13 protein-coding genes are annotated in these 13,679 nt (G+C 61.3%); 12 read left to right on the top strand and 1 reads right to left on the bottom strand.

The annotated features are described in order from the left end of the window. Positions 1 to 203: 203 nt before the first annotated feature. From ACSQ36_RS27495 to ACSQ36_RS27475, 5 genes are all read left to right on the top strand, one after another. The gene (locus ACSQ36_RS27495) at positions 204 to 1,268 is read left to right on the top strand and encodes an ABC transporter substrate-binding protein (protein WP_213765387.1); all 1,065 of its coding nucleotides are present in this window, start codon (positions 204 to 206) and stop codon (positions 1,266 to 1,268) included. 84 nt (positions 1,269 to 1,352) lie between these two features. Then, positions 1,353 to 2,156: an ATP-binding cassette domain-containing protein gene (locus ACSQ36_RS27490; RefSeq protein ID WP_436184409.1), complete on the top strand. Its 804-nt coding sequence runs from the start codon at positions 1,353 to 1,355 to the stop codon at positions 2,154 to 2,156. Between the two features lie 15 nt (positions 2,157 to 2,171). Next, a complete protein-coding gene (locus tag ACSQ36_RS27485) occupies positions 2,172 to 3,452 on the top strand; it encodes a sugar ABC transporter permease (protein ID WP_436184408.1) in 1,281 nt (426 codons plus the stop codon). A gap of 24 nt (positions 3,453 to 3,476) precedes the next feature. Then, on the top strand, positions 3,477 to 4,205 hold the full coding sequence (locus ACSQ36_RS27480) for an SDR family oxidoreductase (protein WP_436184407.1): 729 nt from the start codon (positions 3,477 to 3,479) through the stop codon (positions 4,203 to 4,205). A 93-nt stretch (positions 4,206 to 4,298) separates the two neighbouring features. Then, positions 4,299 to 5,942: an FGGY-family carbohydrate kinase gene (locus tag ACSQ36_RS27475; protein WP_436184406.1), complete on the top strand. Its 1,644-nt coding sequence runs from the start codon at positions 4,299 to 4,301 to the stop codon at positions 5,940 to 5,942. 94 nt (positions 5,943 to 6,036) lie between these two features. Here the strand turns inward: ACSQ36_RS27475 and ACSQ36_RS27470 are convergent, their stop codons facing one another. Then, a complete protein-coding gene (locus ACSQ36_RS27470) occupies positions 6,037 to 6,198 on the bottom strand; it encodes an IS4/Tn5 family transposase DNA-binding protein (RefSeq protein ID WP_213765382.1) in 162 nt (53 codons plus the stop codon). 284 nt (positions 6,199 to 6,482) lie between these two features. Here ACSQ36_RS27470 and ACSQ36_RS27465 point away from each other — a divergent pair, with 284 nt between their 5' ends. From ACSQ36_RS27465 to ACSQ36_RS27435, 7 genes are all read left to right on the top strand, one after another. Then, positions 6,483 to 6,986 carry a hypothetical protein gene (locus ACSQ36_RS27465; RefSeq protein WP_436184405.1) on the top strand — a complete coding sequence of 168 codons (504 nt, stop codon included), beginning with the start codon at positions 6,483 to 6,485 and terminating at the stop codon, positions 6,984 to 6,986. Positions 6,987 to 7,616: 630 nt separating this feature from the next. Next, a complete protein-coding gene (locus tag ACSQ36_RS27460) occupies positions 7,617 to 8,660 on the top strand; it encodes an NAD(P)-dependent alcohol dehydrogenase (RefSeq protein ID WP_213765380.1) in 1,044 nt (347 codons plus the stop codon). Between the two features lie 26 nt (positions 8,661 to 8,686). Continuing rightward, entirely contained in the window at positions 8,687 to 9,004 is a 318-nt protein-coding gene (locus ACSQ36_RS27455) for a hypothetical protein (RefSeq protein WP_436184404.1), read from the top strand. After that, positions 9,001 to 10,005 carry a CobW family GTP-binding protein gene (locus tag ACSQ36_RS27450; RefSeq protein WP_436184403.1) on the top strand — a complete coding sequence of 335 codons (1,005 nt, stop codon included), beginning with the start codon at positions 9,001 to 9,003 and terminating at the stop codon, positions 10,003 to 10,005. Before ACSQ36_RS27455 ends, ACSQ36_RS27450 begins: the two co-directional genes overlap by 4 nt. Continuing rightward, positions 10,002 to 11,093: a WD40 repeat domain-containing protein gene (locus ACSQ36_RS27445; RefSeq protein ID WP_436184402.1), complete on the top strand. Its 1,092-nt coding sequence runs from the start codon at positions 10,002 to 10,004 to the stop codon at positions 11,091 to 11,093. The genes ACSQ36_RS27450 and ACSQ36_RS27445 overlap by 4 nt, the downstream gene beginning before the upstream one ends. 40 nt (positions 11,094 to 11,133) lie before the next feature. Continuing rightward, positions 11,134 to 11,337: a hypothetical protein gene (locus ACSQ36_RS27440; protein WP_436184401.1), complete on the top strand. Its 204-nt coding sequence runs from the start codon at positions 11,134 to 11,136 to the stop codon at positions 11,335 to 11,337. Positions 11,338 to 11,942: 605 nt separating this feature from the next. Beyond that, entirely contained in the window at positions 11,943 to 13,613 is a 1,671-nt protein-coding gene (locus tag ACSQ36_RS27435; protein WP_436184400.1) for an aromatic/alkene/methane monooxygenase hydroxylase/oxygenase subunit alpha, read from the top strand. Positions 13,614 to 13,679 lie beyond the last annotated feature (66 nt).

The following is a 13,679-nucleotide window of genomic DNA, read 5'->3' as shown; positions in this document are numbered from 1 at the left end:
TCCATGACGTAGCCAACGTTTTTGCGTGGACTGAACGGATGTATTGTGTAGTACCAAGTATATTAATTACCACGCAACGAGTGCCCTGTATCTGCGCTAAGGAAGTAGAAGCGCACGCGCACGCTCTGCACTTAGAAGCCTCACCCGAAGCCCAAGCACGGCAGCATCTGCGCCGGAATTTTTTAAAAAAACGGAGACATTCGATGACCAGACTTTCGAACCAACTGATCGGCGCCAGCGTGCTGAGCCTGAGCTTGAACTTGATAAGCAGCACGGCGGCGCTGGCCGCACCCAGTGGCACGGTCGCCTTTCTGATGCCTGACCAGGCATCGACGCGCTATGAACAGCACGACTTTCCCGGCTTCAAGGCCGAGATGGCCAAGCTCTGTCCCGACTGCAAGGTGCTCTACCAGAACGCCAATGCCGACGTCGCGACGCAGCAGCAGCAGTTCAACTCGGTGATCGCGCAAGGTGCGAAGGTGATCGTCCTCGACCCGGTGGACTCCACTGCTGCCGCGTCTTTGGTTCATATGGCGCAGGGCCAGGGTATCAAGGTGATCGCCTATGACCGGCCCGTGCCTTCAACGCCGGCCAACTACTACGTGTCGTTCGACAACGAAGGCATTGGCAAGTCCATCGCGCAGTCGCTCGTCCAGCACCTGAAAGACACGGGCGTACCGACAGCCAAGGGCGGTGTGCTCGAGGTCAACGGTTCGCCGACCGACGCGGCTGCGGGGCTGATCAAGAAGGGCATCCACGCCGGCTTGGCGGGCAGCGGCTACAAGACGCTGGCTGAGTACGACACGCCGGACTGGGCGCCGCCGAAGGCCCAGCAGTGGGTCAGCGGGCAGATCACACGCTTCGGGTCGCAGATTGTCGGTGTCGTGGCCGCCAACGACGGCACGGGCGGCGGGGCCGTCGCGGCCTTCAAGGCAGCCGGCGTCAACCCGGTGCCGCCAGTGACCGGCAATGACGCGACGCTCGCGGGACTCCAGTTGATCATCGCAGGCGACGAGTACAACACGATCCTGAAGCCGAGCGAGATCGTCGCGGCCGCAGCGGCGAAGGTGGCTGTCGGCTTCCTGTCGGGCCAATCCCCGAAGGCTGAAACGACGCTCTTCAACACGCCGTCGCAGCTCTTCAAGCCGGCGGTCATCACGGCGAAGAACCTCAAGGCGGAGGTCGTCGACAAGGGGTTCGCGAGCGCCAAGGAGCTGTGCACCGACCGCTACGCCGACGGGTGCAAGAAACTGGGCATCACGAACTGAACGCGCGCGAACTGGTCCGGCAGCGATGCTGGACGGGATCCGGCTCGTGCCGAGTCCATCCACTTTTAACGAGGTATCCGTCCCATGACTGACAACTCCACAACCCGGTCCACGCGCGGCGAACTGGTGCTGAGCCTGCGCGGCGTCTCGAAGCACTTCGGAGCGGTCTCAGCCCTGACGGACATCGAGCTCGACGTGCACGCCGGCGAAGTGGTCGCCCTGGTGGGCGACAACGGGGCGGGGAAATCGACGCTGGTGAAGGTGCTCGCCGGCGTCCATCAACCCAGCACCGGCACGATCACTTTCGGCGGCAAGGAGGTCACGCTGTCCAATCCGGCCGCGGCGCTCGATCTCGGCATTGCCACGGTGTTCCAGGACCTTGCTCTGTGCGAAAACCTCGATGTCGTCGCGAACATCTACCTCGGGCGCGAGCTGAATCCGCTGCGTCTCGACGAGGTCGCCATGGAGGTCAAGGCCTGGACGCTGCTGAACGAGCTGTCAGCCCGCATTCCGAGCGTGCGCGACGTGGTCGCCTCGTTATCGGGCGGCCAGCGCCAGACCGTGGCGATCGCCCGCTCGCTGCTGCTCGACCCAAAGCTGATCATGCTCGATGAGCCGACGGCGGCGCTGGGCGTGGCCCAGACCGCCGAGGTGCTGAACCTGATCGAGCGGGTGCGCGACCGCGGTCACGCGGTGATCATGATCAGCCACAACATGGAGGACGTGCGCGCCGTGGCGGACCGGATCGTAGTGCTGCGGCTCGGCCGCAATAACGGCGTTTTCTATCCCGACTCCTCGAATCAAGAGCTGGTCGCGGCGATCACCGGCGCCACCGAGAACGCGGTGTCGCGCCGCGCCGGCCGCCGCCAGGCCGAACAGAGCGCCTAGACCCAAGGAACGATCATGAGCAATGAAATGCAAGGCGCCCCGCAACGCGAAACGCAAGACCCGCCGCCGTCCACGCTGCTCGACCGGGGCGATGTCCGCGTCAAGCACGCCGCCGGAGTCGGCGGCGCCGTTTCCGCCTTCGTCGAACGGGTGCGCTCGGGCGACCTGGGATCTTTGCCGGTCATCGCGGGCCTGATCATCATCTGGACCGTGTTCACCAGCCTGAACCCGGTGTTCCTCTCGGCCAACAACCTGGTGAATTTGCTGTTCGACTGCTCGACGGTCGGCGTGATCTCGCTGGGCATTGTCTGCGTGCTGATGGTCGGGCAGATCGACCTGTCAGTGGGTTCGATGAGCGGCTTCGCGTCGGCCCTGGTAGGTATGCTCTGGGTCAATCACGGCTGGCCGGTGTTGCTCGCCATTGTCGTCGCCATCGCGGTGGGCGCGCTGGTCGGCGCCCTATACGCGCTGCTGCTCAACCGGCTCGGCATGCCGAGCTTCGTCGCGACGCTGGCAGGGCTGCTCGCGATTCTAGGGATGCAGTTATACGTCCTGGGCGCCACCGGGTCGATCAACTTGCCCTACGACTCGACGCTGGTGAACCTCGGCCAACTCATCATCATCCCCGCCGCCGTTTCATATCTCCTCGCGCTGGCGCCGGGCGCCGTGATGATGCTGCTCGGGTTGCGCACGCGTGAGCGCCGCCGGGCGTCCAATCTCTCTGCGCCCTCGGTGGGTAGCTTGCTCGTGCGCAGCCTTGCCATCACCGTGCTTTTGGAGCTTGTAGTTGCCTACCTTAACCAGGGACGAGGCGTGCCTCTGATGTTCGGTGTATTCCTTGGCCTCGCGGTCGCGATGGACTATGCGCTCAAGAGGACGCGATGGGGCCGGTCGATGAACGCGGTCGGTGGCAATCACGAGGCCGCGCGGCGCGCAGGCATCAATGTCAGTGCCATCTACACCAGCGCCTTTGTGCTGTGCGCCAGTTTCGCCGCGCTCGGCGGCGTGCTGACTGCGGCACGCCTTGCCTCGGCCAGCCAGCAGGCCGGCAGCGGCGACGTGAACCTGAACGCCATTGCAGCGGCGGTGATCGGCGGGACCAGCCTCTTCGGCGGCCGCGGCAGTGCGTATTCGGCGGTGCTGGGGATTATCGTGATCCAGTCGATTGCCAGCGGCCTGACGCTGCTGAACCTGTCGTCGTCGCTGCGCTTCATGATTACCGGCGCGGTGCTGGCGATCGCGGTGATCGTCGACTCGCTCGCCCGGCAGTCTCGCGTCTCGCATGGCCGTGCGTAATTTACAGTAACTTAGGATTACAAAATGACTGACATGATGAAGGGAAAGGTCGCCGCCATCACGGGCGCAGCATCGGGTATCGGCCTTGAGTGCGCGCGCACACTGCTGGCGGAAGGTGCGAAGGTCGTTCTGATCGACCGCGCCGAGGACAGGCTCGCCCAACTCTGCACGGAACTGGGGCCAAACGCGTTGCCACTGACCGTGGATTTGTTGCAGCCGGCGGAAGTTTCCGCACTGTTGCCAAAGATCCTCGACCTCGCCGGCGGCCTCGATATCTTCCATGCCAATGCCGGCGCGTACGTGGGCGGTGACGTGCTGGACGGAAATCCGGACGAGTGGGATCGCATGTTGAACCTCAACATCAACGCCGCGTTCCGATCGGTCCACGCCGTGCTGCCGCACATGGTCGCGCAGAAATCGGGCGACATTATTTTCACCAGTTCCATCGCGGGCATCGTCCCCGTCGTGTGGGAGCCGGTCTACACCGCCTCCAAATTCGCGGTGCAGGCCTTCGTCCACACGATCCGGCGCCAGCTCTCCAAACATGGCGTGCGGGTGGGCGCAGTGGCCCCAGGCCCGGTCGTAACAGCGCTGCTTGACGACTGGCCGAAGGCGAAGATGGACGAAGCGCTCGCCTCGGGCAGCCTGATGCAGCCCAAGGAGGTCGCCGACGCGGTACTCTTCATGTTGACGCGGCCGCGCAACGTGACCATCCGCGATCTCGTGATCCTTCCAAACAGCGTTGATCTCTGAAACGCGTGACAGGGGCGAGTCCGGTTTGTACCCGATGCAGTTCGCCTTCTATCAGAAACGCCTTCCATAACGGCATTGAGCAGGCAGTGAGCTATGACCTTAGAAACCCCGACTTCCCTAGCGACAGATAGCACGCGTGGTGTGCGTTATGTCGTCGGCGTGGACGTGGGCACGGGGAGCGCCCGGGCCGGAATCTTCGACCTTGCCGGCCGCATGATGGCCTCGGCAAAACGTGACATCACCTTGTTCCACGCAACCGGCTCCATCGTCGAACAGTCGAGCAGCGAGATCTGGAACGCCGTCTGCCAATCCGTGAAGGACGCGCTGTCGCAGGCCGCGGTATCGCCCGATCAGGTCGCGGGTATCGGGTTCGACGCCACCTGCTCGCTCGTCGTGCTGGGTGAGGGCGGGCAGCCGTTGCCCGTGGGGCCCTCCGACCAGGCCGAACGCGACATCATCGTCTGGATGGATCACCGCGCCGTGGCGCAGGCGGAGCGCATCAACGCCACGGGCCACGAGGTGCTGAAATTTGTCGGCGGCAAGATCTCGCCGGAAATGGAGACACCGAAACTGCTGTGGCTCCTTGAGAACAAGCCGAGCGTCTTCGCGGCGGCATGGCAGTTCTTCGATCTGACCGACTTCCTGACCTGGCGCGCGACCGGGGATCTGTCCCGCTCCACCTGCACGGTCACCTGCAAATGGACCTATCTGGCGCACGAACGGCGCTGGGACGAAAGTTACTTCCGCAGCGTCGGTCTCGGTGTGCTGGCGGACGAGGCGTTTGCGCGCATCGGCCAGTCTGTTGTCGACCCGGGAACGCCGTTGGGGAGCGGGCTAACAGCGCATGCGGCCGCCGAGCTCGGCCTGCGAGCCGGTACGCCGGTCGCAACAGGCGTGATCGATGCCCATGCCGGCGGAATAGGCACGGTTGGCGCCGATGGTGACCCCGAGTCCAACCTCGCGTACGTCTTCGGCACCTCATCGTGCACGATGACCACGACCCGGAGTCCGGTCTTCGTACCCGGCGTGTGGGGACCTTATTTTTCGGCGATGGTGCCGGATGCATGGCTCAACGAGGGTGGGCAATCGGTGGCGGGCGCCGCGATCGAACAACTCCTTTCGATGCATCCCGCGACGCCCGATGCCCGAGAACAAGCGGAGCAAGCGGGCCAATCCCTGGCCGTCATGCTCGCCGGTCTCGCGGTGGAGACGGCAGACAGTTTGTCGGGGGCCGTGTTGCTGGCCAAGGGCTTGCATATTGTTCCGGAGTTCCTGGGCAACCGTGCGCCGCTGGCCGACCCCCAGGCGCGAGCCGTGATTGCGGGCCTTGGAATGGAGAATGACCTGAATAGCCTGGTCGCGCTTTACGTTGCGGGCATTTGCAGTATCGGTTACGGCCTTCGCCAGATCATCGAAGCGCAGACCCTGGCCGGCGCCCCGATCGAGCGGGTGGTCATCAGCGGCGGCGCGGGGCGGCTCGATCTCGTTCGGCAACTGCTCGCCGACGCAACGGGAAAGCCCGTGCTTGCCACGCAGGCGGAAGAGCCCGTCCTGCTGGGCGCCGCGATGCTGGGCGGCGTGGCCGGCGGCCTGTTCGACAACGTGCGCTCGGCGATGACCACGATGTCGCACATCAGCAAGACCTACGAGCCGGACGCAGGCAACATAGCGGCACTGCACGAGGCGCGGTATCGCGCTTTCAAGCAGTTGCAGAGCGTGGCCAGGGAAATCCGATAGGCTCACGCGTTAGACCCACGATTCGTGCCGGCAATGCATAGCACCACCTCGCAGCTTCGCATCTGGGCCGCCGTGCATTGCCAATGCGGCGCCATTACCTCGCTCCAATCAATTTTCGGATTGCCCGGAAAACAATAGGCTCCGACGTTTCACCCCAGCTATCGCAAGCGCCCCGAATGCTCTTGCTCGGCTTCGCCGCCAGGCGCTTCAACAATGCCTTCGCTCGTTGATCCAGTCTCGGATCGCCTAGATCCAACGCTTCAAATTCCTCTTCTACCCTAGACCCCCGACTTGTCGTTTACGTGTACCCGAAATTCGAGAGTAAATGCGAGTCCGTCATCGTTTTCACAACCCCTGGCATCGCAATTCCTGCAACGTACCTGTCTTACGTGCTTCGGTACGAGTTTGCGACTTCTGTGTAACGAGATGGGTTGACAGGGAACCTCTCCAAAGACAAACTCGGCAAGCATTTTAAAGCGCTTATGCGGTTACAACGTGCATCGCACGAGCCGTTCTCATTTGTCCAGCAGGAGCGTCATTATGAAGTTCATTTCTATAAAAATCCTTAAGCAAGCCATTGTTGCAATCGCTTATACGATGGCGTTATCGAATGCTTTTTCGGCTACCATTTTCAATGCAACCACTACGGTTCAAGTTAGCGGCAAGGTTCAGTCAGTAAACACAAATACGCGTACCGTTACCGTTATTAACGACGCGGGGATCAGGGAGTCATTCCAGGTCGGCGCGAATGTGCAGGGCCTCGATAAACTGAAGGCCGGTACCAAAGTAGTCGGCAGTGCAAACCGAACGGTTCGTCTCACTGTACTGGATTCATCCCCGCCTGTTGTTCCGCCTTCGCCCAACGGCGACCAGACCATCGCGCGCGTAGCGCACGTCGATAACCAAAACGGCTTTATCACTTTGGTCGATACAACCGGCGCCTCGTTTATCGTACAGACAAATCCGCCTGAGGCGTCCGCTTCGGTCATTCCGGGCACACGCGTTTTGGTCGACCTGATCAGCGCTGCTCCGGCAGCTCAATAAGCAGGGCAATTGCGTGAAACGTGGCGTGTGGGGTTCTTTTGCTGCGCAAGGGTTTCTGATTCCGCTCGCCGCCTGGGATTTGGAGCCCAGGGTCCACGGTCTTTACGATGGTTCCGGAGGGCTCACTGCGTTATACACAACTTTCGCCTATTCATTGAGCAACGCGCTGGGAAGCCCATAACCAAAGGCGTTCCGTGCAAAGGTCGGACAGAAGCCAGGCTGAAGGTCTCCAAAACGGCCGTTCATAAATCATTGATTCTTCAAGACTCAGTTGGCTTGTGTATAACGCAATGCGCTAAACCCTCCCGCGAGGATGCCAGTCGACGAGAGGCCGGAGAAAATCCTCGCAGTGCATATGTCTCATTTCGCGACAGGTACGGTCGCCGCCGCGCGATCAAGCGTCCGATTCTGCGACAGTGGTCGAATTCCCAAATCGGCCGGGGCCGCTACCAATCCACCCAATTCCTTTTGTCTGTCAGGCGCCAAGGGCCCGTTCTGAAGGAGTGCGTCTCATCGGCATGGAGATTGCATAAACGAAAGCGATAAAAACGCGTTGGAAGAACTGGCATGCCTGCCCGCAACATCCAAGGCCGGCAAGTTCCCATGCAAGCCACGATAAGGAGACGAAACGTGAAAGCTGCCGTGCTGCATCAGTACGATGAATCATTGAGCCGTGACGAGTTCGTGCGTTATGAGGAGGTCCCTGATCCGAAGATCGGGCGGCCCACCGACGTGATCGTGCGGATTGGCGGTGCGGGTGTCTGCCGCACGGACCTGCACGTTGTCGAAGGCATTTGGCGCAGCAAGGTCGACGTGGTCTTGCCCTACATCATGGGCCACGAAAACGCCGGCTGGGTCGAGGCAGTCGGCTCCGCCGTCGAGAGCGTCAAGGTGGGCGACGCGGTGATCTGCCATCCGCTCGTGACAAGCGGTTACTGCCTGGCGTGCCGGCGCGGCGACGACATGCATTCAACCGACAGCAGTTTCCCGGGCATCAATGCCAATGGCGGTTATGCCGAATACCTCCTGACCGGCGAACGGTCGCTGATCAAGCTGCCCAAGTCGCTGGCGCCCAAGGATGTCGCGCCCTATACCGATGCCGGATTAACCGCTTACCGTGCTGCCAAGAAGGCGTCGCGCCACTTGCTACCCGGCCAGTTCGCCGTCGTGATTGGCGCCGGAGGCCTGGGGCATATCGGCATCCAGGTATTGAAGGCCCTTTGCGCTGCCGAAATCATCGTGGTCGACCGCTCGGAAACCGCGTTGCAACTGGCTAAGGAATGCGGTGCGGATCATACGGTCAAGGGCGGCGGCGACGAAGTGCAAAGCGTGCTCGAGTTGACCAGCGGTAATGGCGCGGAGGCAGTCATCGACTTTGTCGGCGAAGGCGACGCGGTCGCCAACGGCCTTGCCATGACGCGCAACGCGGGGTTCTATTACATCGTCGGTTATGGCGGGAAGATCGAGTTGCCGACTATCGACATGATCACCAGCGAGAAAACCATTGTCGGCAATCTGGTGGGCACCTATCCCGAGCTGGTCGAGTTGATGGCGCTGGCCGATCGCGGACTCGTTCATCTGGCGACGAAGGAATACCGTTTGAGCGAGGCGAACCAGGCGCTCAAGGACCTGCATCATGGCAAGGTAAGGGGCCGCGCGGTGCTGATTCCATAACGATGGATCCGACCAGGGAGAGCGCCGTGGCGCCGCAGCAAAATCCAATGCCGATTCCCGAACGCGTGCGCCTGGTCATTGCATTGACCGAGGTGAATTCCCGTTACTTGCGCGGCGAAAATCGCTGCGCGGGCGCCGAGATCGAGTTGGCATGCGCGCTGGCGTGCGAGAAGCGCGAAGGCGCCACGCCCGAGCGGACGCACGACATTGTGCAATTGCGGGCGCGGCTGGACGCATCGGAAAACGAGTTGCTGGCTATTGAAGCCGAGCGTGACTGGCTTGAGAACGAGCTGGCGAATTTCGACACAACCGAGTCCGGCAGGAAACCCGGAGATCTTCAATGAATCGAATTCCGGTCGCTGTTCTTACCGGGTTTCTCGGCGCAGGCAAAACCACGCTGCTCAATCGCATACTGCGCGAGCAGCACGGCCGGCGTTACGCGGTGATCGTCAACGAATACGGCGAACTCGGTATCGACGGTGGCCTGGTGGTGGGCGCTGAAGACGAGGTAATCGAGCTCAATAACGGCTGCGTATGCTGCAAGGTGCGCGGCGACCTGATTCGCGTAGTCTCGGGACTAATCAAGCGCAAGGGCGGCTTCGACGGGATCCTGATCGAGATGTCGGGATTGGCGGACCCCGCACCGGTGGTTCAGACATTCTTTGTCGACGATCTCATCCGTCAGCGCACCCGGCTCGACAGCGTGATCTGCGTGGCCGATGCGTTGCACCTGAAAGCGTGTCTCGCCGACAGCCGTGAGGCCGCGGAGCAACTGGCGCAGGCAGATATCGTACTGCTTAACAAGACCGATCTTGTCGATGCAACGGGTCTGGCCTCGGCAGAGGCGGCCATATGCGGAATCAACCCGACAGCGGAGTTGGTGCGCAGTGTCCGCTGCGCGGTGCCATTGGCTTCACTACTCGATCGAGGTGCGTTCGATCTCAAGCGCCTGCATCTCGCCAACTCAGTCGAGGATACAGATGAGCCGGCCCCTGATGAACGGCCCTTTCGCCATATATCCGTTGGTCCCGGACGTCATAGCCATGGCATAGATTGCGTGTCGCTGCGCGTCGAGAAGCCTCTGGAACGCAGCCGCTTCCTTTCGTGGCTGCAGCAACTGGTGGTCGAGCAAGGCCAGGATCTGTTGAGAGCCAAGGGGATCGTTGACCTGGCGGGATCGGATCGCCGCTTCGTGTTCCAGGGGGTACATATGACCATGGATACGGATTTCGACCGGCCGTGGCGACTGGACGAAGTACGCGATAGCAGGCTGGTGTTTATCGGCCGCAATCTCGACAGGCGTGGATTGCGGGAGAGTATCGGGCACTGCAAGACCGACCCATGAATGCGCCGCCGTCTTTGATCGAATTGCTTGGGGCCCGTTGGGTGACGGAGGCTCCCGTTGTCGCGCTTGCGTGGGACGTTGCGGGACGCCATGCGGGCTTTGCGCTGGGTGACGGCACGGTGGCGCTCGCGGTGGGTGAGTGGCCCGGCGGGCCGGCGCTCAAGCCACGGCAGAGTGGTGGCGTCGAGTTCGTGCAGGCGCGGGAACCCCCGGCGCCAGTGGCTCGCTTCAGTGTGCATGACGGCACCTGCCTGGCACTTGCCGCCGATCCTGAAGGAGGTTTTCTCAGCGGTGGGGACGACGGCCGGCTGGTCCATCTGAAGGCGGACGGCACGAGCGATATCCTCGTCGATGTCAACGGTGAGTGGATCGATCTCGTGGCAACGAGCGCGGGCGGTCGGGCCTATGCAACCGGCCGCCGGGTTCACTGGATGGGAGCCAAGCCGGCGAGCCTCGCGCTAGCGGGTTCGGCAACCGCTCTTGCTTTCAACACCACCGGCGATCAGTTGGCGATCGCACATCACGGCGGAGTCACGTTATGGCCGATGGACACCCATGTTCCCCGCTTGTTGGGATGGCCCGGCTATCACCGAAGCGTTGCATGGAGTCGCGACGGCCGCTATGTCGTGAGCGGCATGGAGGAGAACGCTCTGCACGGATGGCGGTTGCCGGACGGCGACGACATAGAGATGGGCGGTTATCCCGGGCAACCCCGGTCGCTATCGTTTTCGGTGGACGGCCGGGTGTTGGTCACGAGCGGTGGTTTGCGGGCCGTTTGCTGGCGATTCGACCCGCCCGGCAGCGACGGCCAGCCGCGGGAATGCGGCATTGCGGGCAAGACCCCGGTCACTCAGGTGGCTTGCCATCCCACCCATCCGTTGATTGCCGTTGGTTACCACAATGGCGCGGTACTGCTGTGCCAGCCGGGCGGCACTGATGTTCTATTCGTCAAAGGGGCTGACGGCAGTCCTGTCAGTGCCATCGCCTGGTCGCCCGATGGTGGACGGCTGGCAATGGGCACGGAGGCCGGTGAGATTGGCCTGGTGTCGTTGCCGGAGGCGCTGTTTCATTTTGGCAGTCCGCTGTGAAGGGGCGGGCAACACTCATTACATAAAGACGGAGACAACCATGACCAGTGAACACCTCTCAAAGGATCAGTTCTTCGAGCGGCTTGGAGCGATCGGCGACGAAATGATCGCAGCTTACGGCAAGGACTTTGCGATGGGGGCCCTGGTCCTCGCCGCGCGTTTCATCGCCGAAAGGAAGCCTAATGGTGATGAAACGCAGAGCGTGATCTATACGGGCGACAAGCGTGGAGGCCTGGGGTTGTAGGTGGTCGTGTATCGAGGCTCAAGGGTAGTCGATCTGGCGTCGATGTCGCGGCAGGTGAATGGCGAAGGCTGCAACCAAGACCGTCTTTTCTGTATTCATATAAATGATTCGGCATCCTGATTGATAGGAGGATTGCACAGTGCTTCTGCTTCGTTGCCGGACATCTTTTGAACACCAGCACGTGGCGGCCAGCAGCGTCCCAATATCGGACAGATCCGCTGAATGCGAATGTCGCATAACAAAACAGAATTCGGCGCCGGCGTCTTGCGCAAATGACTCTATGTACCGCACAGCCTTATGAGGCGGAACATGAGCCTCGTTGGCACGCTAATCGCTCTACGAGTACAGATCAAGACCCAAGTGTCGATGATCCGAAGTACAAGAAAAAAGACAGGAGGCATGGATCGTGAAGACTAGACCGGAACACCAGTCTGTTCAGCATTCACGCACCAATTTTTGTTCGCGACCGTGACCTCTGGCCCGTGTTGTTGATTGTTGACTCTGGCCGTGGCATCAATCGGCCCCTGCCCGTAACGCCGCCCTATGACGATGAAACACGACGTTGAAATACGACGGTGACTCGTGAAATGAAAAAGGAGAGCTCAATGTCTGATGGATTAACCCTCAACAAGATCACGTCTCAGCGCGGGATCAGCATCGGCGAGGCGGCACGCCGTGTCGCCGATCTCGGCTGGACGCCCAGTTACGTTCAGGAAGCGATGACCTTCCCGACGGACTACAAGATCAGCAAGGCGCCACGCGACCCGATGAAACAGGTGCTGCGCTCCTATTTTCCGATGCAGGAGGAGAAGGATAACCGCGTCTACGGTGCGCTTGACGCGGCGTTGCGCGGCGACATGTTCCGCAACGTCCAGCCGCGTTGGGTCGAGTGGATGAAGTTGTTCCTCGCGATCATTCCGTTCCCGGAAATCTCGGCGGCGCGTTCGATGGCGATGCTCGGCCGCCTCGCACCCGGTGAAGAACTGCGCACAGGCTTCACCATGCAGATGGTCGACGAGTTCCGCCACTCGACCATCCAGATGAACCTCAAGAAGTGGTACATGGAGAACTATATCGACCCGGCCGGGTTCGATATAACGGAGGCGGCATTCGGCAAGTGCTATGCGACCACTATCGGTCGTCAGTTTGCCGAAGGGTTCCTCACGGGTGACGCCGTCACCGCGGCGAACGTGTTCCTGCAAGTGGTCGCGGAAACGGCGTTCACCAACACGCTGTTTGTCGCCATGCCGTCGGAAGCCGCGCGCAACGGCGACTATGCGTTGCCGACCGTGTTCCTCTCGGTGCAGTCCGACGAAAGCCGGCATATCGGCAATGGCCATTCGCTGGTGATGTCGGTCATCAATGATCCGGACAATCATCTTTTGCTGGAGCGTGACCTTCGCTACGCCTTCTGGCAAAACCACGCCATTGTCGATGCGGCAATCGGTACATTCATTGAATACGGCACCACCGACCGGGACAAGAACAAGGAATCGTACGCCGAGTTGTGGCACCGGTGGATCTATGAGGATTACTACCGTACGTACATGCTGCCGCTGGAGAAATACGGCATCAAGATTCACCACGATGACGTTGCGGCTGCCTGGGACCGGCTGGTCAAGAAGAATTACGTCCATAAGGTCGCACAGTTCTTCTCCGTGGGCTGGCCGGTCAACTTCTGGCGTATCGAGGCGCAGACCGAAAAGGACTTCGAGTGGTTCGAGCACAAGTACCCGGGCTGGTACGCCGAGTTCGGCGACTACTGGAAGTGGTACGCGAAGAAGAGCGTGCCTGGCGAAACCAACATGCTGTTCGACCAGGAGAACGGTTATGTGTACCCGCACCGCTGCTGGAGTTGCCTGGTGCCGTGCCTGATCCGGGAAGACTTCGTGGTCGACGAAGTGGACGGGCAGCTGTACACCTATTGCTCGGAGTTGTGCCACTGGACCCACAAGGTAGCGTTCGCCTCGGAATACGAAGGGCGGCCGACGCCGGCCATGGGGCGCTTCAGCGGACGCCGCGAGTGGGAGGAGTGCTACCACGGCTGGGATCTGGCCGATTGCATCAAGGATCTCGGTTTTGTGCGCAGCGACGGCAAGACGCTGGTGCCGCAACCGCATCTGCGGTTCGACGACCGCAACATGTGGACGCTCGACCATGTTCGCGGCAACATCATCCAGAGCCCGATCGTTCTGCTGCGGGGAATGACGGCGGAGCAGCGCGAGAAGCACATCGCTGAGTATCGAGCTGGATTCAAGATCAATCCGGTGAACTGACGAAGCGATGTCGTCCGGGAGTCATTGAGTGAATAAAGCTCCCGGACGAATCAGGAGGGCACGATG

Origin of the sequence: Caballeronia sp. LjRoot34, assembly GCF_964253815.1 — a bacterium.
Classification (GTDB): Bacteria; Pseudomonadota; Gammaproteobacteria; order Burkholderiales; family Burkholderiaceae; genus Caballeronia.
This window is presented reverse-complemented; position numbering and strand designations above follow the sequence as displayed.